General features: G+C 63.4%; 16 protein-coding genes. 10 read left to right on the top strand and 6 right to left on the bottom strand.

The features are described from left to right. The first annotated feature begins 36 nt into the window (after positions 1-36). The gene (locus AC1DXM_RS11215) at positions 37-501 is read left to right on the top strand and encodes an NfeD family protein (protein ID WP_477233093.1); all 465 of its coding nucleotides are present in this window, start codon (positions 37-39) and stop codon (positions 499-501) included. Positions 502-580: 79 nt separating this feature from the next. On the opposite strand, the gene AC1DXM_RS11220 is transcribed toward AC1DXM_RS11215, so the two are convergent. Further along, a complete protein-coding gene (locus tag AC1DXM_RS11220) occupies positions 581-1576 on the bottom strand; it encodes a KpsF/GutQ family sugar-phosphate isomerase (RefSeq protein ID WP_477233094.1) in 996 nt (331 codons plus the stop codon). 149 nt (positions 1577-1725) lie between these two features. Here AC1DXM_RS11220 and AC1DXM_RS11225 point away from each other — a divergent pair, with 149 nt between their 5' ends. Then, complete coding sequence (locus AC1DXM_RS11225; protein WP_477233095.1) at positions 1726-3507, top strand: outer membrane beta-barrel protein; 1782 nt, start codon at positions 1726-1728, stop codon at positions 3505-3507. On the opposite strand, the gene galU is transcribed toward AC1DXM_RS11225, so the two are convergent. Further along, complete coding sequence (gene galU, locus AC1DXM_RS11230) at positions 3508-4413, bottom strand: UTP--glucose-1-phosphate uridylyltransferase GalU (protein ID WP_477233096.1); 906 nt, start codon at positions 4411-4413, stop codon at positions 3508-3510. A gap of 207 nt (positions 4414-4620) precedes the next feature. On the opposite strand from galU, the gene AC1DXM_RS11235 reads away from it, so the two are divergent. From AC1DXM_RS11235 to AC1DXM_RS11245, 3 genes are all read left to right on the top strand, one after another. Next, a complete protein-coding gene (locus AC1DXM_RS11235) occupies positions 4621-5844 on the top strand; it encodes a lytic murein transglycosylase (protein WP_477233097.1) in 1224 nt (407 codons plus the stop codon). A gap of 103 nt (positions 5845-5947) precedes the next feature. Then, the gene (locus AC1DXM_RS11240; protein ID WP_477233098.1) at positions 5948-7168 is read left to right on the top strand and encodes an SGNH/GDSL hydrolase family protein; all 1221 of its coding nucleotides are present in this window, start codon (positions 5948-5950) and stop codon (positions 7166-7168) included. A gap of 86 nt (positions 7169-7254) precedes the next feature. Continuing rightward, positions 7255-7662: an MAPEG family protein gene (locus tag AC1DXM_RS11245; protein ID WP_477233099.1), complete on the top strand. Its 408-nt coding sequence runs from the start codon at positions 7255-7257 to the stop codon at positions 7660-7662. Between the two features lie 79 nt (positions 7663-7741). On the opposite strand, the gene AC1DXM_RS11250 is transcribed toward AC1DXM_RS11245, so the two are convergent. Both AC1DXM_RS11250 and gltB read right to left on the bottom strand, forming a co-directional pair. Then, the gene (locus AC1DXM_RS11250) at positions 7742-9196 is read right to left on the bottom strand and encodes a glutamate synthase subunit beta (protein ID WP_477233100.1); all 1455 of its coding nucleotides are present in this window, start codon (positions 9194-9196) and stop codon (positions 7742-7744) included. Between the two features lie 145 nt (positions 9197-9341). Next, entirely contained in the window at positions 9342-14078 is a 4737-nt protein-coding gene (gene gltB / locus AC1DXM_RS11255) for a glutamate synthase large subunit (protein ID WP_477233101.1), read from the bottom strand. 498 nt (positions 14079-14576) lie between these two features. Here gltB and AC1DXM_RS11260 point away from each other — a divergent pair, with 498 nt between their 5' ends. Together AC1DXM_RS11260 and AC1DXM_RS11265 are read left to right on the top strand one after the other, a co-directional pair. Then, the gene (locus AC1DXM_RS11260; protein ID WP_477233102.1) at positions 14577-15626 is read left to right on the top strand and encodes a threonine aldolase family protein; all 1050 of its coding nucleotides are present in this window, start codon (positions 14577-14579) and stop codon (positions 15624-15626) included. 9 nt (positions 15627-15635) lie between these two features. Beyond that, positions 15636-16532, top strand: coding sequence for an MBL fold metallo-hydrolase (locus tag AC1DXM_RS11265; RefSeq protein ID WP_477233103.1), 897 nt, complete (start codon positions 15636-15638; stop codon positions 16530-16532). On the opposite strand, the gene AC1DXM_RS11270 is transcribed toward AC1DXM_RS11265, so the two are convergent. Further along, a complete protein-coding gene (locus AC1DXM_RS11270; RefSeq protein ID WP_477233104.1) occupies positions 16529-17281 on the bottom strand; it encodes a sulfite exporter TauE/SafE family protein in 753 nt (250 codons plus the stop codon). The genes AC1DXM_RS11265 and AC1DXM_RS11270 overlap by 4 nt on opposite strands. A gap of 156 nt (positions 17282-17437) precedes the next feature. Further along, positions 17438-17905 carry an Hsp20 family protein gene (locus AC1DXM_RS11275; protein WP_203278585.1) on the bottom strand — a complete coding sequence of 156 codons (468 nt, stop codon included), beginning with the start codon at positions 17903-17905 and terminating at the stop codon, positions 17438-17440. Between the two features lie 462 nt (positions 17906-18367). On the opposite strand from AC1DXM_RS11275, the gene AC1DXM_RS11280 reads away from it, so the two are divergent. From AC1DXM_RS11280 to AC1DXM_RS11290, 3 genes are all read left to right on the top strand, one after another. Continuing rightward, positions 18368-19327, top strand: a complete 960-nt coding sequence (locus tag AC1DXM_RS11280) for an alpha/beta fold hydrolase (protein ID WP_477233105.1) — start codon at positions 18368-18370, stop codon at positions 19325-19327. Positions 19328-19499: 172 nt separating this feature from the next. After that, positions 19500-19670 carry a hypothetical protein gene (locus tag AC1DXM_RS11285; protein WP_477233106.1) on the top strand — a complete coding sequence of 57 codons (171 nt, stop codon included), beginning with the start codon at positions 19500-19502 and terminating at the stop codon, positions 19668-19670. Positions 19671-19673: 3 nt separating this feature from the next. After that, on the top strand, positions 19674-19910 hold the full coding sequence (locus AC1DXM_RS11290) for a DUF1127 domain-containing protein (protein WP_203278587.1): 237 nt from the start codon (positions 19674-19676) through the stop codon (positions 19908-19910). Positions 19911-19976: the final 66 nt, after the last annotated feature.

Here is a 19976-nt window from a genome sequence, read left to right on the forward strand (position 1 = left end):
ATCACGCGACAATTGAGATCATAGGAGCATACTCCCATGTTCGACCGCATCATTTCCGAACTTGGCCCGTGGAACTGGATGGTTCTGGGTTTGGTCCTCCTGGTGATGGAGGTCATCGCGCCAGGCATCTTCATGCTGTGGATCGGCATCGCCGCATTGGTGATCGGCTTGATTTCCCTGCTCATCTGGGACGCAAGCTTCTGGACCTGGGAAGTCCAGGTCCTTGCCTTCCTGGCGCTGTCGCTGGTCTCGGCCTTCGCCGGCAAGAAGCTGGTTGGCGGGCGTCATGACGCGACCGACCAGCCGCTGCTCAACCGCCGCGGCGCGCAGATGGTCGGCAAGATGGCTACCCTTGCCGAACCGATCAAGGATGGCCGAGGCCGCATAAAGCTCGGTGACACGCTGTGGCGCGTCTCGGGTCCCGACCTGCCGGCCGGCACGCAGGTGCGTGTCGTCAGCTCGGCCGACACCGATCTGGAACTGACGGTCGAGGCCGTTTGAACGCTTGAAAGCGCGCAGCGCTTTCGGAAATCAGGGCGCGTCGCGTAGGGCTTCCCGAACGTGACGTGCCCTTGTTTTTTCAGGCGGCGCCGATCCGCAACAGATCATGCAGATGGACCAGCCCGACGGGCCGCCTGCCCTCGACCACCATCAGGCTGGTTATGGCCGAGTTGTTGATGGTCTGCAGCGCCGTCGCCACCAGCGTGTCGGGGGTGGCTGTCTTCGGCTTTTTCGTCATCACCTGATCGACGCTCATCTCCATGAGATTGCTGCCGATATGGCGCCTGATGTCGCCATCGGTGATGATGCCCACCAACGCGCCGTCAGCCGCTGTTATGGCCACGCAGCCGAATCCCTTGTTCGACAATTCCAGGATCGCCTCGCGCATGCCGGTGCCCGAAGCCACCAGCGGCAGCCTGTCGCCGACATGCATGATCTCGTGGATCTGGGTCAGATTGGCGCCGAGCTGGCCCCCGGGATGGAAGGTGCGGAAATGATCGGGCGTGAAGCCGCGCGCTTCGAGCAACGCGATGGCCAGCGCATCGCCGACGACCAGTTGCAGCAGCGTCGATGTCGTCGGCGCCAGGCCGTGCGGGCAGGCTTCCGGTACCGATGGCAGAAGCAGCATCACGTCGGCTGCGCGCGCCAGCGCCGAAGTCGCGCCCGCGGTGATCGCAATCAGCGGGATCGAGAAGCGCCTGGAATAGGCGACGATACCCATCAATTCCTTGCTCTCACCGGACCAGGACATGGCGATGATGGCATCATCCCTGGCGATCATGCCGAGGTCGCCGTGATTGGCCTCCGCCGGATGGACGAAGAAGGCGGGCGTGCCGGTCGAGGCGAGCGTGGCGGCGATCTTGGAGCCTATATGGCCGCTCTTGCCGACGCCGGTGACGATGACCCGGCCATCGATGCGTGAGATGATGTCGACGGCGTGCGCGAAGGGTTCGGCCAGTCCGTTTTCCAGCGCGGCAGCCAATGCCGCCACGCCGGCCTGTTCCGTGGCTACCGTTCTCAGCGCCGAGGCGATCGAAGCCTCCAAAGGCTTCTTTTCTGGGGATCCCGCATGCATGGCTGATGCGATTAGCGCGTTGCCGTTCGCCTGTCCAACAGAATTGCCGTCCGGCCAGGTCCGACAGGACCCCTTCAACCCTCCGTTAACCATCCCCGTTTACGGTTCGGTAAGTATGGCGCGCTTGCGCCGCGCAAGCAGTGGTGACGATGTCGCGGGCCCAGCCTGAAAAGAAAAAAGGTCGAACGGGCGGAGCCTTTTGCGCTCTGCTTGTGGCGACGAGCGTGCTCGCATTGCTGCGGCCAACTGCGCTTCATGCCCAGGAAACCGAGTTGCGCGGCGAAGTTTCGGAATCGGCGATCCTGTCCGACCAGCAGCGCCGGGCCAGGCAATTGAGCAAGGCCAACACGCAGGTCAAGCCGGCGCCTGCCGACACCGCCCCCACGGAGAACACACCAACCGCCTATGTGCCGGCCAGCGATGGCGCCCTGCCTGACGACACCGACCCTTCACAGGCCGGTGCAAACAGCATTTTCGATACACCTGCGACCACCGACGATTCGTTCGCGGACAAGCCACCAACCGTGCAGCCACGCCGGCCATCGACGGCAAAACAACGCGCCGCCGACGCGGACAAGGCCAAGGACAAAACCAAGGCTGCCGACAAGAAGAAGCCTGGCCAAGCCACGGACGCGACCACCACCGGAACGACTTCGACCGACACGACGACAGTCGATACTGACCAGGATACGGCCAACCGCCGCGCCCTCACCGTCGACAGCGTCGACCGACAGAAGCTCGACCCCGGCGCCGAGCGCACCGATGCCATCGAAGGCCAGAAGAAGAAGCCCGAGGACGACCCGTACGCGGCAACCGGCATCAAGGTCGGCTCCTTCCTGCTGCGGCCGACGCTCGAGCAAGGCGTTACCGTCACGTCGAACGCCGATTCCAGCTCTGGCGGCAAGTCTGCGGTGCTGTCCGAAACGGCGTTGCGTTTCTCCGCCGCCTCCGACTGGCGCGAAAATTCGGCCGTCATCGACGGCTACGGCACCTTCCGCAACACCATTTCGGGCCAGAAGATCAACGAGGGGCGCGGTCGTATCGAAGGCACGCTCAATGTCGACCTCGACAATGAACTGCGCGCCATCGCCAAACTCGGCTACGAGATTGCGCCGGAATCGGCCTCCTCGCCCGACGCCATTGCCGGCGTCACCTCGCAGCCGATCCGCCAGACCGTCGACGGCAGCCTCGCCGTCAAGAAGGATGTCGGCAAGCTCCGCTTCGCGCTGACCGGCGCGGTCTCCCACGATATCTATGGCGACGCCAAGCTGACGAACGGCACCGTGTTGTCGCAGAAGGATCGCGATTCCACCCTCTACACCGCGACCTTGCGCACCGGCTACGAGATCTCGCCCGCCATCACGCCTTTCGCCGAAATCGAAGTCGGCCGCCGCGCCTATGATCTGCGCGTCGATTCAAGCGGCTTTGAGCGGTCCTCGACGCGGCTTGGCGCGCGGGCCGGTATCGAAGTGGACATGGGCGAGAAACTGGCCGGCGAATTCTCGGCCGGCTGGCTCCGGGAAGCGATCGACGACAACCGGCTGGAGGCGAATTCGGGGGCGTCGGTGAATGCCGACCTCAAATGGTCGCCCGAACGCGGCACCATCATCGGCCTGACCGCGCAGACCATGATCGAAGACTCGACGACGGCCGATGAGAGCGGCGACCTCCTCTATTCAGGCCGCCTCACCGGCGAACGGCAGATCCGCGCTGACCTGACCGGCAACGCAGCCCTTGGCGTGGACTGGCGCAATTATACCGGCTCCGATGGACATGATCTGACATTGAGCGCCGAGGCCGGGCTGACATGGTGGCTGAACCGCTATGTCGGCCTCACCAGCCGCGCCCGCACCGAAAAGCTGACCAGCAATCTGCCCGGGCGCAACTACACCGCCAACAGCGTCTACCTCGGGCTGAAATTGCAGCGGTAGCTAGAAGGCAGCGCCGCGGCGCTCGGAGGGCTTCATCTCGTCGAGCAGCGTGCGGATGACGCCGGCTATGTTCTCGTTCATGTCGCTGCGCCACAGGGCGAAGGCGACATTGGCCTCGACGAATCCTTCCGGCGAGCCGCAATCGAACGTGCGGCCCTGATAGTGGTAGCCAAAGAAAGGCTGCTGCTTTTCCAGCTTCAGCATCGCGTCGGTGAGCTGGATCTCGTTGCCGGCGCCCTTTTCCTGGCTTTCGAGGATCGTGAAGATCTCGGGCTGCAGGATGTAACGGCCGTTGATGTAGAGATTGGACGGCGCGGTGCCGGCCTTCGGCTTCTCCACCATCTCGGTGATGCGGAAGCCGTGATGGGTGTCCTCGCCGCGCCCGACGATGCCATATTTGTGGGTTTCGGCCGGATCGCATTCCTGCACGGCGATGATGTTGTTGCCGGTCTCCTCATAGAGTTCGACCATGGCCTTCATGCAGCTCTTTTCCGACTGCATGATCATGTCGGGCAGCAAGAGCGCGAACGGCTCATCGCCGACCAGTTCGCGCGCGCACCAGACGGCGTGGCCGAGCCCCATCGGCACCTGTTGGCGGGTGAACGAGGTCTGCCCCGGCGCCGGCTGCAGCCGCTGCAGGCGAGCCAACTGCTCGTCCTTGCCGCGCTGGGCGAGCGTGTCATAGAGCTCGAACTGGATATCGAAATGGTCTTCGATGACCGCCTTGTTGCGGCCGGTGACGAAGATGAAATGTTCGATGCCGGCCTCGCGCGCCTCATCGACGACATACTGGATGACCGGCCGGTCGACGACGGTCAGCATTTCCTTGGGAATTGCCTTGGTGGCCGGGAGGAACCGCGTGCCGAGACCGGCGACCGGGAAAACTGCCTTGCGAACTCGCTTCATGCGTCAATTATCCGTTTGATTGCCTGCTCCGCAATCCCGTTTCGAGACATTTTCACGCCGAAATCGAGGATTACGAGCTGCTGGTGAGAACTTCCAGTGCCTAAAGCATCGACGTGTCTTTTCGTTCCCGACGGCACCTATGGTAAACTAATTCCTAACCCGGTTCGGCGATGAATGGTCTTTCCTGAGATAGTGAAGGAGGAAAAGATGTCCGTTCGCAGTGCCGCAAAACTCTTTACCAGCGTCCTGACGGCGGCCAGCCTCTCGCTCGCCTTGCTGATGCCGGCCGGACCGGCCTTTGCCGATGCCGGTTTCCGGCAATGGGTCGCCGGCTTCCGCGCGACCGCCGTGGCGGGCGGCGTTTCCGGCGCGGTCTACGACCAGGCGTTCCGCGGTATCAACGAACCCGACCCGGTGGTGCTGGAAAAGGCCCGCACGCAGCCTGAGTTCAGCGCGCCCGCCTGGGACTATTTCGACAACCGCGTCCATGACCAGTCTGTTGCCGTCGGCCAGCAGATGGCCAAGAAATGGAAGCCGTGGCTGGACCGGATCGAAGCGAGGTTCCGGGTCGATCGCTACATCCTGCTCGCCATCTGGTCGATGGAATCGAACTATGGCGAGATCCTCAAGCGCGACGACATCATGCGCAACGTCATCCGCTCGCTGGCGACGCTCGCCTATGGCGACCCGAAGCGGTCGAAATTCGCCCGCACCCAATTGGTCGCCGCGCTGAAAATCCTGCAGACCGGCGACATCGACGAAAGCCACCTGATGGGCTCCTGGGCCGGTGCCATGGGCCAGACCCAGTTCATTCCGACCAGCTATCAGCATTATGCCGTCGACATGGACGGCAACGGCAAGCGTGACATCTGGAATTCGATCCCCGATGCGCTGGCGACATCAGCCAATCTGCTGAAGAAGAATGGCTGGCAAGGTGGCAAGACCTGGGGCTATGAGGTCACCATTCCGGCCGGCAAACTGCCCGCTGGCTCGAAGACGCTGGCGCAGTGGCAGGCGCTCGGCGTCGCCAGGGCCAATGGCAAGCCGTTCAGGAACGCAACCGACAAGGCGACGCTGAAAGTGCCGGACGGCCGCGGCGGACCGGCCTTCCTGATGATCAAGAACTTCTCCGTCATCAAGGCCTACAACAACGCCGACAAATATGCCCTTGCCGTCGGCCTTCTTGCCGACGAAATCGCCGGCTCTAGTGGTCTGGTGCAGGACTGGAAGCGGCCTTTCACCAAGCTGTCCTTCGAGGAAAGGCAGGAGTTGCAGAAGCGGCTTTCGCAGCACGGGCTTTACGACGGCAAGTTCGACGGCAAGATCGGTGACGGCACGAAAACCGCCATCATGACATATCAGGCAAAGGTCGGCTTGACCCAGGACGGGTATCCGAGCATGGAAGTGCTCAAATGGCTCAGAAAGAAATAGGGCCAGCTGCAGTGCAGCGCATTTGCGACGCGCAAGGGACGCTGTAGCATCGATCTGTGCATGATCCCTGCGAGGGTCATGCACCAAGGGATGGAGAGGGTGCTTGGTTTCGCCAGCGCGTATCCGTGTGATCGTATTCCGTTTGCCGATCCTCATTCTGGCCGTCGTCGTCCTGGCGACAGGAATCGCCGGCACTTTCCACACACCGGCTTTGGCGCAGGAACAACCGCAGAACCGCGGCTGGTCGCTGCGCGACCTGTTTTTCCCGCGCCGCAGCGAGCGCATCGAGCCGCCGCTCGACATCGGCAAGGCAAAGCCGAAGGTCAAGAAAAAGCCCCGTGCGCCCGTTGAACCTGCCGTTCCGATTGTCGAGAAGGCGCCGGATTCCCGCGTCATCCTGGTGATCGGCGATTTCATGGCGAGTGGCCTTGCCGAGGGCCTCGACGCCGCCTTTGCCGCCAACCCCGCCATCAGGATCGTCGAGCGCGCCAACGGCTCGTCAGGCTTCGTGCGCGACGACGTCTACAACTGGCCCGAACAGGTCAAATCGCTGATCGAGACCGAGAAACCGGCAGCGGTGGTCGTCATGCTCGGCTCCAACGACCGCCAGCAGATGCGCGTCAACGACGTGCGCGAACAGCCGCGTTCCGAGAACTGGACCAAGGAATACGAACGCCGGACCGAGGCGTTCGGCGAGGCGCTGGCGTCGACCAAAGTGCCGTATCTGTGGGTCGGCATGCCGGCCTTCAAGGCGCCGAAGATGACCTCCGACATGCTCGCCTTCAACGACATCTACCACTCGGCCGCCGAGAAGAACGGCGGCGAATTCGTCGATGTCTGGGACGGGTTCGTCGACGAGAACGGCGCCTTCGTCTCGACCGGCCCCGACATGAACGGCCAAGCCGTGCGGCTGCGCTCCGACGACGGCATCAACGTCTCGAAGGCCGGCAAGCGCAAGCTCGCCTTCTACACCGAAAAACCGCTGGCCAAGATACTCGGCCTGGCAGCGCCGGGAAGCGTGGTAACGGCTGCCGCACCCGCCGGTGCCCCGGTCGAGGCGCCGTCCCTGCCCGCCGCGCCTATCGTGGTCGACCGCACGGTGCCGATGCTGCTCAATGATCCGGCGCTCGACGGCGGTACCGAACTTCTCGGCGCCGCGGCGACGCCGAAGGCCAATCCGGATCTGCCCGGCGAAAAACTCATCCTCGAAGGCAAGGCCCCCGAGGCGTCACCCGGCCGCGCCGATGATTTCTCCTGGCCGCCGAAGGCACAGCCGCCGGCGACAGCAGCGGCAACGCCCGATACGACGACGGCAACTCCTTGACCGACGTTCCTGCCTAGCGGCAATTCCGCGCCAAGCCGAACAATGGCATTATCAGTTTTTGGCCGAAGTCAAAGTCGGGGGCGAATATGTCGGCAACGGGCTACGCATTGCTTGGGTTCGTGAGTTGGACCCTTTTATTGCTCACATGGATGGAGATCTTGCGCACGCACCTCGTACTGAGCGGCCGCATCCTCGCCAATGGATTCGCGCCGGATAACGCAGGTCTTTCGCCCTTTTTGCGGCGGCTTGCGCGAGCCCACGCGAATTGCATCGAGGGACTCCCAATCTTCGGAGGTCTCATGGCCTTGGCCATGATGACCTCGCGGACCGGGATCACCGACCCGCTTGCGTACTGGTTTCTCGTTGCGCGATTGATCCAGTCTGCCATTCATTTGACGTCGACCAGTCCAAACGCGGTCAAGGCTCGATTTTCCGCGTTTGCGGCCCAGATGGCCATCGGCCTCTATTGGGCAACCAAGCTGCTGATCAGCTAAGCGCTTCGGCAGGTACGGACAGCGATTCGGCCGCAGATATCGCCAAGCCGAGGAAATGTCTCCGGCGCTGTCATGAATATCAGCGAGGCAACACCGTAGACCCCATCAGCGCCTCGTCGATCGAGCGCGCCGCCTGGCGGCCCTCCCGGATCGCCCACACCACCAATGACTGGCCGCGGCGCACATCGCCGGCGGCAAAAAGCTTATCGACGCTGGTCTTGTAGTCGCGATCGTTGGCTTCGACATTCCTGGAACGCCGGCTGTCGGTCGTGATCTTCATCTGACCGTCCAGCTCCTTCGTGACGCCAGCGGCAGCCGGTCCGGCAAAGCCGATGGCGATGAAGGCGAGATCGGCGCGGATGACGAATTCGGTGCCGGCGATCGGCTTGCGCTTCTCGTCGACCTCGCAGCACTTAACGCCGGTCAGCTGGCCGTCTTCGCCGATGAATTCGAGCGTCGCCACCTGAAATTCGCGCTCCGCACCTTCGGCCTGTGAGGACGACGTCCGCATCTTGGTCGCCCAGTAGGGCCAGACTGCGAGCTTGTCTTCCTTTTCAGGCGGCTGCGGGCGGATGTCGAGCTGGGTGACACGCACCGCGCCCTGGCGGAAGGCCGTGCCGACGCAGTCGGACGCGGTATCGCCGCCGCCGACGACGACGACATGCTGGCCGCCGGCGATGATCGGATGCGACGGCCAGGCCACCGACTGGATCGGCTCGCCGCCGACGCGGCGGTTCTGCTGCACCAAATAGGGCATGGCATCATAGACGCCGCCGAGATCGTCGCCAGGGATGTTGGCCGGACGCGGCGATTCCGAACCGCCGCAATAGAGCACCGCATCGTATTCGGCGAGCAGCTCTGCCACGGGCTTGTCGACGCCGACATTGATGCCGCAATGGAAGGTCACGCCCTCGCCCTGCATCTGCTCGATGCGGCGGTCGATATAGTGCTTTTCGATCTTGAAGTCGGGAATGCCGTAGCGCATCAGCCCGCCGGGCCGGCTTTCGCGCTCGTAGACACTGACCTCGTGCCCGGCGCGGCCGAGTTGCTGCGCGGCCGCCATTCCTGCCGGGCCGGAGCCGATGACGGCGACCCGCTTGCCGGTCTTCTTCTCTGGCGGATAGGGCCGGATATGGCCGGTCTCGTAAGCCTTGTCGGCGATCGCCTGCTCGACCGTCTTGATGGCGACCGGAATGTCCTCGAGGTTCAGCGTGCAGGCCTCCTCGCAGGGCGCGGGACAGATGCGGCCGGTGAATTCGGGGAAATTGTTGGTCGAATGCAGGTTGCGGATCGCATTGTCCCAGTCGCCATTATAGACGAGGTCGTTCCAGTCGGGGATCTGATTGTGGATCGGGCAACCCGTCGGCCCATGGCAGAACGGAATGCCGCAATCCATGCAGCGCGCGGCCTGTTTCTCGACCTCCTTGTCCGACATCGGCAGCGTGAACTCGCGGAAATGCCGGATGCGGTCGGAGGCCGGCTGGTACTTGTGCACCTGCCGGTCGATTTCGAGAAAGCCTGTTACCTTGCCCATAGTCCAGTTCCTGCTGTCCAGATGGTGCGGGGTTCGCCGCACCCGTTAACCCCTTGAGGCAGCCATGGCAACCTTGCGTCAGAGGTCAAACTGTCGCTGAAAGTTCCGCCGGGAAGCCTGGGCTCCCCGGCAAGTCTCAAAAAGCCTATTCCGCCGCCACGCCCATGCGCATGCGCTCCATCTCGATCAAAGCGCGGCGGTATTCGACCGGCATGATCTTGCGGAATTTCGGCCGGAAGGTCGCCCAGTCGTCGAGGATCTCGCGACCGCGCACCGAACCCGTGTAATGCACGTGGTTCGAGATCAGCTGGTAGAGCCGCTCCTCGTCATGGCTGGTCATGTCGCCCGAGACGTCGACGCGACCCTTGTGGTCGAGATCGCCGCCATGGTGCAGCAGCCTCTCCATCAGATCGTCTTCTTCCGGAACCGGCTCCAGCTCGACCATCGCCATGTTGCAGCGCGCGGCGAAGTCGCCGGCCTCATCCAGCACATAGGCGACGCCACCCGACATGCCAGCGGCGAAGTTGCGGCCGGTCTGGCCGATGACAACGACGATGCCGCCGGTCATATATTCGCAGCCATGGTCGCCGACGCCTTCGACGACGGCGGCCACACCCGAATTGCGCACCGCGAAGCGTTCGCCGGCGACACCGGCGAAATAGGCCTCACCCTCGGTAGCGCCGTAGAGCACCGTATTGCCGACGATGATCGATTCCGCCGCGACGATCTTCGACTCTTCCGGCGGCCGGATGACGATGCGTCCGCCCGACAGGCCCTTGCCGACATAGTCGTTGGCGGCGCCGACGAGATCGAACGAGATGCCGCGCGCAAGGAAGGCGCCAAAGGACTGGCCGGCCGTGCCGGTCAGCTTCACCTGGATCGTGTCTTCGCGCAGGCCCTTGTGCCTGAAGCGCTTGGCGACTTCGCCCGACAGCATGGCGCCGGTCGAACGGTCGACATTGCGGATGTCGACCTCGATCTTGACCGGCTGCTTGGCCTCGAGCGCGGGCTTCGCCAGTTCGATCAGCTTGCGGTCGAGCACGTCGTCGATCGGGTGCTTCTGCCGCTCGGTCCAGTGCACCGCTTCATGCGGCGCGTCCGGCTTGAAGAACATCTTGCCGAAATCGAGCCCGCGCGCCTTCCAGTGCTGGATCATCTCGCGCTTTTCCAGAAGATCGCTGTCGCCGATGATCTGGTCGATATGGGTGTAGCCCATCTCGGCCAGCAACCCCCTCACCTCTTCCGCAACATAGAAGAAGAAGTTGATGACGTGCTCGGGCGTGCCCTTGAAGCGCTTGCGCAGCACCGGGTCCTGCGTCGCGACGCCGACCGGGCAGGTGTTGAGATGGCACTTGCGCATCATGATGCAGCCGGCCGCGATCAGCGGCGCGGTCGAGAAGCCGAACTCGTCGGCGCCGAGCAGCGCGCCGATGATGACGTCACGCCCCGTTCGCAGGCCACCATCGACCTGCAGCGCCACACGTGAACGCAAGCCATTCAGCACCAGCGTCTGATGCGTCTCGGCAAGGCCCATTTCCCATGGGCTGCCGGCATGCTTGAGCGAGGTCAGCGGCGACGCGCCGGTGCCGCCATCATAGCCGGAGATGGTGATGTGGTCGGCGCGCGCCTTGGCGACGCCGGCCGCTACCGTGCCGACGCCGACTTCCGACACCAGCTTGACCGAGACATCGGCCGCCGGATTGACGTTCTTCAGATCGTAGATCAGCTGCGCCAGATCCTCGATCGAATAGATGTCGTGATGCGGCGGCGGCGAGATCAGGCCGACGCCGGGCGTCGAGTGCCGGACCTTGGCGATTGTCGCGTCGACCTTGTGGCCGGGCAGCTGGCCGCCCTCGCCTGGCTTGGCGCCCTGCGCGACCTTGATCTGCATGACATCGGAATTGACGAGATATTCGGCCGTTACGCCGAACCGCCCCGAAGCGACCTGCTTGATCGCCGAGCGTTCCGGGTTCTTGCCGCCGCCGGGCAGCGGCAGATAACGGTCAGCCTCTTCGCCGCCCTCGCCAGTGTTCGACTTGCCGCCGATCTGGTTCATGGCGCGCGCCAGCGTGGTGTGCGCTTCGCGCGAGATCGAGCCGAACGACATCGCCCCGGTCGAGAAGCGCTTGACGATGTCGGCCGCCGACATCACGTCCTCTATCGCGACCTTCTTGCGGCCGGTCTCTTCGGCAAGCTTGATCCTGAACAGGCCGCGAATGGTCTGGGCACGGGCCGTCTCGCTGTCGATCTGCGCGGAATATTCCTTGAACGTCTCCCACGAGCCCTGACGCACGGCGTGCTGCAAGGTGGCGACCGCGTCGGGCGACCACATATGGGCTTCGCCGCGCATGCGGTACATGTACTCGCCGCCGACCTCGAGGCTGTTGCGAAGCACCGGATCGTTGCCGAAGCCGTCGGTGTGGCGGCTGAGCGTCTCGGCTGCGACCTCGTCCAGACCCACACCTTCGATCAGCGTCGCGGTGCCGGTAAAATACTGTTGCACGAAATCCGACTTCAGCCCGATGGCGTCGAAGATCTGCGCGCCGCAATAGGATTGGTAGGTCGAGATGCCCATCTTGGACATCACCTTGAGGATGCCCTTGCCGATCGACTTGATGTAGCGCGAGACGACCTCGTAGGCATCGACTTCCGCCGGCAGTTCGCCGCGCTTGTGCATGTCGAGCAGCGTGTCGAAGGCGAGGTAAGGATTGATCGCCTCGGCGCCATAGCCGGCGAGGCAGCAGAAATGGTGCACTTCCCGCGGCTCGCCGGATTCGACGACCAGACCGACCGCGGTGCGCAGGCCCTTGCGGATCAGGTGGTGGTGCACCGCCGCTGTCGCCAGCAGCGCCGGGATGGCGATCCGGTCCGGCCCGACCTGGCGGTCGGACAGGATGATGATGTTGTAGCCGCCGGCAACGGCCGCCTCGGCACGCTCGCACAGACGTTCGACGGCGCCCTGCATGCCGGCCGCGCCCTCGCTCGACCCATAGGTGATGTCGATCGTCTTGGTGTCGAAACGGTCTTCCGTATGACCAATCGAGCGGATCTTTTCCAGATCGCCATTGGTCAGGATCGGCTGGCGCACCTCGAGCCGCTTGCGGCGCGAATTGCCGACCAGGTCGAATATGTTCGGCCGCGGCCCGATGAACGACACCAGGCTCATCACCAACTCCTCGCGGATCGGGTCGATCGGCGGGTTGGTGACCTGGGCGAAGTTCTGCTTGAAATAGGTGTAGAGCAGCTTCGACTTGTCCGACATCGCCGAGATCGGCGTGTCGGTACCCATCGAACCCACGGCTTCCTGGCCGGTGGTCGCCATCGGCGACATCAACAGCTTGGTGTCTTCCTGGCTGTAGCCGAACGCCTGCTGGCGGTCGAGCAGGCTGACATCCTTGCGCAGCGCACGCGGCTCGACCGGCTTCAGATCCTCGAGGATCAGCTGCGTGTTGTTGAGCCAGGTCTTGTAGGGATGCCTGGTCGCGATCTCCGACTTGATCTCCTCATCGGAAATGATGCGGCCCTTGGCGAGGTCGATCAGAAGCATGCGGCCGGGCTGCAGCCGCCACTTCTTGACGATCTTCTCCTCCGGCACCGGGAGCACGCCGGCTTCCGAGGCCATGATGACGCGGTCGTCGTCGGTGACGATGTAGCGCGCCGGGCGCAGTCCGTTGCGGTCGAGCGTGGCGCCGATCTGGCGGCCATCGGTAAAGGCGACCGCGGCCGGCCCGTCCCACGGCTCCATCAGGGCTGCATGGTATTCGTAGAAGGCCTTGCGGTCGGCATCCATGAGCTTGTTGCCGGCCCAGGCTTCCGGGATCAGCATCATCATGGCGTGGCTGAGGCTGTAACCGCCCTGGAACAGGAATTCCAGCGCATTGTCGAAGCACGCCGTATCGGACTGGCCGTCATAGGAGATCGGCCACAGCTTCGAGATGTTGTTGCCGAACAGCTCGGAATCGACCGAGGCCTGGCGCGCCGCCATCCAGTTGTTGTTGCCGCGCACCGTGTTGATCTCGCCATTGTGCGCGACCATGCGGTAGGGATGCGCCAGCTTCCACGACGGGAAGGTGTTGGTCGAGAAGCGCTGGTGGACGAGGATCAGCGCCGTCTCGAAACGCGGATCCGACAGGTCCTTGTAGTAGGCGCCGACCTGGTAGGCCAGGAACATGCCCTTGTAGACGATGGTGCGTGCCGACAGCGACACGCAGTAGGCGCCGATATCCTTGTTGTTGTTCTCGGCGTAGATGCGGCCGGAAATGACCTTGCGCAGCAGATACAGCCTGGCCTCATACTCCTCGTCGTCGGGAATATCGGCCGTGCGGCCGATGAAGACCTGGCGATGGAAGGGTTCGGATGCCGCGATATCCGGCGCCTTCGACAGCGATGAATTGTCGACCGGCACGTCGCGGAACCCGAGCAGCGGCAGCCCCTCGGACTGCGCCGATTCGGCGATGATGTCTTCGATATGAGCGCGCAGCGCCGCGTCCTGCGGCATGAACCAGTGGCCGACGCCGTATTGGCCCGCCGCCGGCAGTTCGATGCCCTGGGCCGCCATCTCCTCGCGGAAGAAACGGTCCGGGATCTGCACCAGCACGCCGGCGCCGTCACCCATCAGCGGATCGGCGCCGACGGCGCCGCGATGCGTCAGGTTTTCGAGCACGAACAGCCCGTCCTTGACGATCTGGTGCGACTTGACATTCTTCATGTTGACGATGAAGCCGACGCCGCAGGCGTCATGCTCATTGCGCGGATCATAGAGACCCTGCGCGGCCATGCCATTGGTGGTTCGGCCGCTTTTGGTCAGAACGGTATTTTTAACGGCTGCCGCTTTCGTCTGCGCGGCCTGGCCGGTAATCGCAGATGGCGTCAGTTCCGTCATCGTCCTGTCCTCCGTTCCGGCCCCTGGCACTTCTTGCGTTTGGGGCGCTGGTCTACCTTGGGAAGCGACTGGCTTCCGCTCTCATTCTTGCGGCACGTCTTGCGAAATCCTTGGCGAACCGAGCGATGCGCCGCCGGCTCGTATCCGGTATCGTACAGGCCACAGCCGAGCCGTCTACCCGTCGCTCGCGGCAACGGCCGGAGTGGCCCAAATGATACGCCAATCCAGCCTGACTTGTGCGACAAAATAAGACAGCACTACTGTCCTAAATTTTTATGGCAGAAATCCCGGGCACACACAAGACCGATTCACAAAAATCTTGGGCGTTTGGCGACAGAAAATTACGCGACGCGCAGTCGAAACGAAAACTTCGGTCCGCAGCACGCCTTCGTGATCAGCCTCTGGCTTTACCGCTTTTTCAGCCCTTGGCCCTTGCGCGTCAAACCCCGAAGCAGCCATGGTCGCGCTCCTTTTCGCAAACAGCCATGGACTTTCCGAATGTTCTTTGCATCCGACAACTGGGCGGGCGTCCATCCCGATATCTCGGCCAACCTGACCCGCCATGCTGCCGGCATCGCCACCGCCTATGGCGATAGCGACCTCGACCGCGCCCTCCACAAGCGCTTCAACGAGATCTTCGAGCGCGAGGTCGCGGTCTTCTTCGTCGCCACTGGCACGGCGGCCAACGCGCTGTCGATGGCGTCGTTGAACCGGATCGGCGGCGTCGCTTTCTGTCATGCTGAAGCGCATATGAACGTCGATGAATTCGGCGCCGCGGGTTTTTACACCGGCGGCGCGCGCATGTCGCCCGTCCCGGGGCCTCTGGGGCGCATCAATCCGCCGGCGCTCGACCAGGCCATCAAGCGCTATTCGCGGGACCTCGTCCCCGCCGGCCAGCCGATGGCAGTGACGATCACCCAGGCGACCGAAGTCGGCACCGTTTACGCCGTCGACGATATCAAGGCGATCGCCGAGGTAGCTCGCCGTCACAAGCTGCCGCTGCACATGGACGGCGCGCGCTTCGCCAATGCCGTTGCGGCGACTGACATCAGCCCTGCGGAAATGACCTGGAAGAGCGGTGTCGACATCATCTCCTTCGGCGGCACCAAGAATGGCTGCTGGATGGCCGACGCGGTCGTGGTCCTCAACCCCGACGTGGCGCGCGACCTGCGCCTGCTTCGCCAGCGCGCCGGGCAAACCTTCTCCAAGGCGCGCTTCATCTCGGCCCAGTTCGAAGCCTATTTTACCGACGATCTGTGGCTAAGGATGGCGCGCCACGCCAATGCGATGGCCGCAAGGCTGGCGGCGGCGATCGAGGATGCGCCGTCCGGCCGGCTGGCCTGGCTGCCGCAGGCCAATGAAGTGTTCGCCATTCTCGACCGCAGCAAGGCGGAAAAAATGCAAGGCGACGGCGCCAAATTCTATGAATGGGGCGTGCCGCAAAGCTTCGACGGCCACCTCGGCGACAATGAAGCGATCTACCGCTTCGTCGCCAGCTTTGCGACGACCACTGAAGAAGTCGACCACCTCGGCCACATGATTGCCTGAGCTTTTCCGATGACCAAGCCACCTCTCGGCTCAACAATGCGGCTGGTTCGCCCGGCGCCGAACGTGCTGGGCTTTTACGATGGCCGCATCGACGGCGTTCGCGCCTGGTCGGACGAGCCGAACTGGCTGGACGACGGTGCCTATGCCCTCGGCATCTGCACCTATGCCGTTGTCGACGGGCCGCACGCGCTTGTCTACGACACGCATATTTCACTGCCCCACGCGCGCTTTGTCCGGCAGGCGCTCGAAGCCATGGGCGTCAGCTCGATCCGGGTCGTGCTCAGCCACTGGCATGACGATCATATTGCCGGCAATGAGGTGTTTCAGGATTGCGAGATCATCGCCAACACGCTCACCGCCTCGGCGCTGGTGCAAAACCGGGCCGAGATCGAAGGTGGCGTTCCGCCGATCAAGCCGCTCGTGCTGCCGAACAGGACTTTTGAAGGCAGTCTTGACCTCACCGTCGGATCGATTGCCGTCGAGCTGCGCCAGGTCGAAATCCACAGCCATGACGGCACGGTGCTGTTCATGCCTGGGAACGGCCTGCTGCTGGCGGGCGACACGCTGGAGGACCCGATCACCTATGTCAGCGAGGCTGATCGTCTGGCGCAACATCTGGTCGATCTCGAACGCATGGCCGGCTGGCCGATAGGCCGCATCCTGCCCAATCACGGTGCGTTCGAAGCGATCGAACGAGGCGGCTATGACAAAGGTCTCATAGCGGCGACGCAAGCTTATGTCCAAAAACTGCTGCGCTGCCGGCACGAGCCCGATCTGGCGAAGCAGGATCTGAAGACCTTCGGCGCCGACATGTTCGCCACCGGTGCGGTCGAGTACTTCGCGCTATACGACCCCGTTCACCGGCAAAATGTCGAGGCTGTTCTCGCGGCCGGCGGCGGTGTCTAGGCGAGGAAGGGCCGCAGCAGAAGCTCCAGGCCAAGCAGGATCAGGAAGATGAGAAACCAGCGCCGGAAGGTTGCCGGGCTGATCCGCTGCCGCAGCAACTGTCCCAGCCACATGCCGAGCAAGGCCGGCAGCATCGCCAGCGACGACATGGCGATGTTATCGACCTGGAATGCGCCATGCGACGCAAGGCCGGCGGCAAGTGCGATGGTCGACACGGTGAAGGACAGGCCGAGCGCCTGGATCAGGTCGTCACGGCTCAGCCCGAGGGCCTGGATATAGGGCACCGCAGGGACGACGAACACGCCGGTGCCGCCGGTAACGAGGCCGGTAAGAAAACCGATAACAGGTGACGACCAGCGTTCGGCCGACACCGGGACCGTCAATTGCCGCGCCAGCAGCGTATAGACGGCATAGACGATCAGTGCGGCACCGAGGCCGGCGGTCGTCCACTTGACGTTGTCGCTGGCCAGCAGCCATGAGCCGGCCAGCGTGCCGGCAACGATGCCGATCATCATCAGCCATAGCCGCTTGAGGATCGAGGCAAAGCTCGGTCCCGCGAACAGCTGCCAGAAGTTGGTGACGAAGGACGGCACGATCAGCAGCGAGGCCGCGGCGACCGGCGGCATGATGGTGCCGAGCAGGCCCATTGCCAGCGTCGGCAGGCCCATGCCGGTAACGCCCTTGACGAGGCCGGCGAGTAGGAAGGTGACGGCAATGGTGGCTGTCAGTGTCAGCGAGAAATCAGACATCGCCCTTCATGGGAAGGCGGCGCCTATTCCAAAAGAGCCAGAACTCCCGGTTCTGGGTGACACAGATTCCGCGCAACAAAAAAGCGGCGCCTCGCGGCGCCGCTTTCGTCTCGGGAGGAGACGCTTCTGTCCTTGGGCGTGACGCCGCCGTCTTGATTACGCGGCGTTCTTGGCCTCGATCTGCTTGGCCTTCTCGGAGCTCGCGGTAATCGCGATCTTGCGCGGCTTCAGCTCCTCAGGGATGTTGCGCGTGAGATCGACGAAGAGCAGGCCGTTCTTCAGCGTGGCGCCAACGACCTCGACATGGTCGGCGAGCTGGAAGCGGCGCTCGAAGGAACGCGAGGCAATGCCGCGATAGAGCAGCTCGGAGCCTTCGCCATTGCCGTCTTCCTTGCGCTCACCCTTGACGGTCAGCACGTTGCGGTGGGCTTCGATCGAGATCTCTTCATCCGAAAAGCCGGCAACCGCCATCGAGATGCGATAGGCGTTCTCGCCGGTGCGCTCGATATTGTAGGGCGGATAGGTCTGCGCGCCATCGGGCTGGGCCAGCGAGTCGAGCATCGTGAACAGGCGGTCGAAGCCTACGGTCGAGCGATAGAGCGGGGAAAAATCAACGTGACGCATGAGGTGTTCTCCTGTTTGAGCAACATGGTTTGCGTGTGGCCGGTGCGAAACCCTGAAAAAGGCGTTTCGGCTGGACCAGCAGCCCCGACATCGGCGGCTGCATCCAACATTTGGGGAGTGCAAATTCGCATTTCAAGGATTTTTGAAGAGCTGTGAATTGAGGCGTCGATGAACGGCAGATGAACCGCAGCTTCGGCGCCCGTTCAGCCGACCGGCGCTAGAGTGCAGCCAGGATCAAGAACCAGGCGGCGCCGGATGAAGGTGCCGCGACGAGGCCGAACCGGGTGTAACGTCCCTTCCTCCCGGATCGACAGAGGCCGGAAGCATGCCGCCGCAGGCTGCTTCCGGCCTTACTCGTTGTTCGTCCGCCCCTTGGCGCCCCTCCCTTTGCTTTTCATCCATTGGCGTCTATCACCATGCCGACGCCCTGCCGGGCGAGACACCACCGAACGCAAGCGCCGAATGACGGACCTCTTCCACCCCACGCCAGGCAACCCGCCGCCGCAAAATGTCGCCGGCGGCTTCTTCACCACGCGCGATCGTAAGCAGATCCGCTACGGCCTGTTTGCCGCGGTCACCCGGCCGCTGAAGGGCACGGTCGTCCTGCTGCCCGGCCGCAACGAGTGCATCGAGAAATATTTCGAGACCATCCGCAACCTTGCCGATCGCGGCCTCGGCGTCGCCACGCTCGACTGGCGCGGCCAGGGCGGTTCGGACCGGCTGATCCGTGACCCGCAACGCGGCTATGTCCGCTCCTTCTACGATTACACCGGCGACCTCGAGCAGTTTTTCGAGGACATCGTGCTGCCCGACTGCCGCGGCCCCTACTACATCCTTGCCCATTCGGCCGGAGCTGTGATTGCGCTGCTCGCCGCGCCGTCGATGGTCAACCGGGTGCGCCGCATGGTGCTGATCGCGCCATTCCTGACGGTGCCCGATTTTCCGCTGTCTGTAAAAACGGTGCGCCGCGTCTGCTCGCTCTTGTGCTTTCTCGGCCTTGGCAGGCTCTATGCCGCCTGGGGGCCTAGACCCAGGCAGACCCTGCCCTTTGCCGTCAACAAGGTGACATCGGACCCTGAGCGCTATCAGCGCAACACGAAAATCTACGAGGACTATCCACAACTGGCGCTCGGCGGCCCGACGATCCGCTGGCTGCAGGCCGCCATCAAGGCAAGCGAAGCCATCAGCGATCCGGATTTCATGGCCAGGATCCAGGTTCCGCTGCTGGTGATCGCCGCCGGCGCCGATCAGGTCGTGTCGACCAAGGCCGTGGAGGCCTACACAAGGCGGCTGCGTCTCGGCTCGCTGCTGATGATCGACGGCGCCAAGCACGAGATCCTTCAGGAGGCCGATGTTTATCGCGAGCAGTTGCTCGCCGCCTTCGACGCCTTCATTCCAGGCCAGGACGACCCCACCGCCTGATGCCGCCAGCGCCGCAGGGTGCGGCGCCTTGAGCTTGCGCCTGCTGACAGCCTTCTGTCAGGAGGACCGCCCGGCAGCGCCAGCCGCACGCAAAGAGCTAAAGATTCTGACAGCCGGTGCTGCCCCGGAATGCTCATCTCCACGTCGAACTGAACGCCAAGGAGATGACATCATGACCGAGAAGACCTGCGCTGCCTGCGATTGCCAGCTGGACGCCAACTCGATCCGCGTCAAGGTCGGCGGCAAGACCGTCGAGGTCTGCTGCGAGGAATGCGCGATTGCACTGAACGAAGCCGGCGCCTCGGTGGCCGGCGCCTCAGTGGTCGGCAACGGGGAGGCATGAGCGATGCGCCCCGATCATGCAACGATAGTGCACCTGGCACAGGCACCCACAACCCAATCCGCGACCTTCTGGCGGTCCTTGCGGACACAAGGCATCGCGGTGGCCAATTGGGTCGGCCGTCAGCTGGAAAGGCGCCGAAGCCGCCTTGCCTTGCTGGAAATGACCGACGAACAGCTCAAGGACATTGGCCTATCGCGCGGTGAGGCCCACACGGAATATATGCGCCGCTTGTGGGACTGAGCCATGGCCGTTGCGAAGACGCCGACAGGTGAAGTCTCCTGACAGGTCTGGGCAGGCCGATCGCCT

It is taken from the genome of Mesorhizobium sp. P3_A2 (assembly GCF_056403115.1).

Coding starts and splice junctions, on each gene's coding strand:
- AC1DXM_RS11215 (WP_477233093.1), top strand. CDS start 37: ATGTTCGACCGCATCATTTCCGAACTTGGCCCGTGGAACTGGATGGTT.
- AC1DXM_RS11220 (WP_477233094.1), bottom strand. CDS start 1,576: ATGCATGCGGGATCCCCAGAAAAGAAGCCTTTGGAGGCTTCGATCGCC.
- AC1DXM_RS11225 (WP_477233095.1), top strand. CDS start 1,726: ATGTCGCGGGCCCAGCCTGAAAAGAAAAAAGGTCGAACGGGCGGAGCC.
- galU (WP_477233096.1), bottom strand. CDS start 4,413: ATGAAGCGAGTTCGCAAGGCAGTTTTCCCGGTCGCCGGTCTCGGCACG.
- AC1DXM_RS11235 (WP_477233097.1), top strand. CDS start 4,621: ATGTCCGTTCGCAGTGCCGCAAAACTCTTTACCAGCGTCCTGACGGCG.
- AC1DXM_RS11245 (WP_477233099.1), top strand. CDS start 7,255: ATGTCGGCAACGGGCTACGCATTGCTTGGGTTCGTGAGTTGGACCCTT.
- AC1DXM_RS11250 (WP_477233100.1), bottom strand. CDS start 9,196: ATGGGCAAGGTAACAGGCTTTCTCGAAATCGACCGGCAGGTGCACAAG.
- gltB (WP_477233101.1), bottom strand. CDS start 14,078: ATGACGGAACTGACGCCATCTGCGATTACCGGCCAGGCCGCGCAGACG.
- AC1DXM_RS11260 (WP_477233102.1), top strand. CDS start 14,577: ATGTTCTTTGCATCCGACAACTGGGCGGGCGTCCATCCCGATATCTCG.
- AC1DXM_RS11265 (WP_477233103.1), top strand. CDS start 15,636: ATGACCAAGCCACCTCTCGGCTCAACAATGCGGCTGGTTCGCCCGGCG.
- AC1DXM_RS11270 (WP_477233104.1), bottom strand. CDS start 17,281: ATGTCTGATTTCTCGCTGACACTGACAGCCACCATTGCCGTCACCTTC.
- AC1DXM_RS11275 (WP_203278585.1), bottom strand. CDS start 17,905: ATGCGTCACGTTGATTTTTCCCCGCTCTATCGCTCGACCGTAGGCTTC.
- AC1DXM_RS11280 (WP_477233105.1), top strand. CDS start 18,368: ATGACGGACCTCTTCCACCCCACGCCAGGCAACCCGCCGCCGCAAAAT.
- AC1DXM_RS11285 (WP_477233106.1), top strand. CDS start 19,500: ATGACCGAGAAGACCTGCGCTGCCTGCGATTGCCAGCTGGACGCCAAC.
- AC1DXM_RS11290 (WP_203278587.1), top strand. CDS start 19,674: ATGCGCCCCGATCATGCAACGATAGTGCACCTGGCACAGGCACCCACA.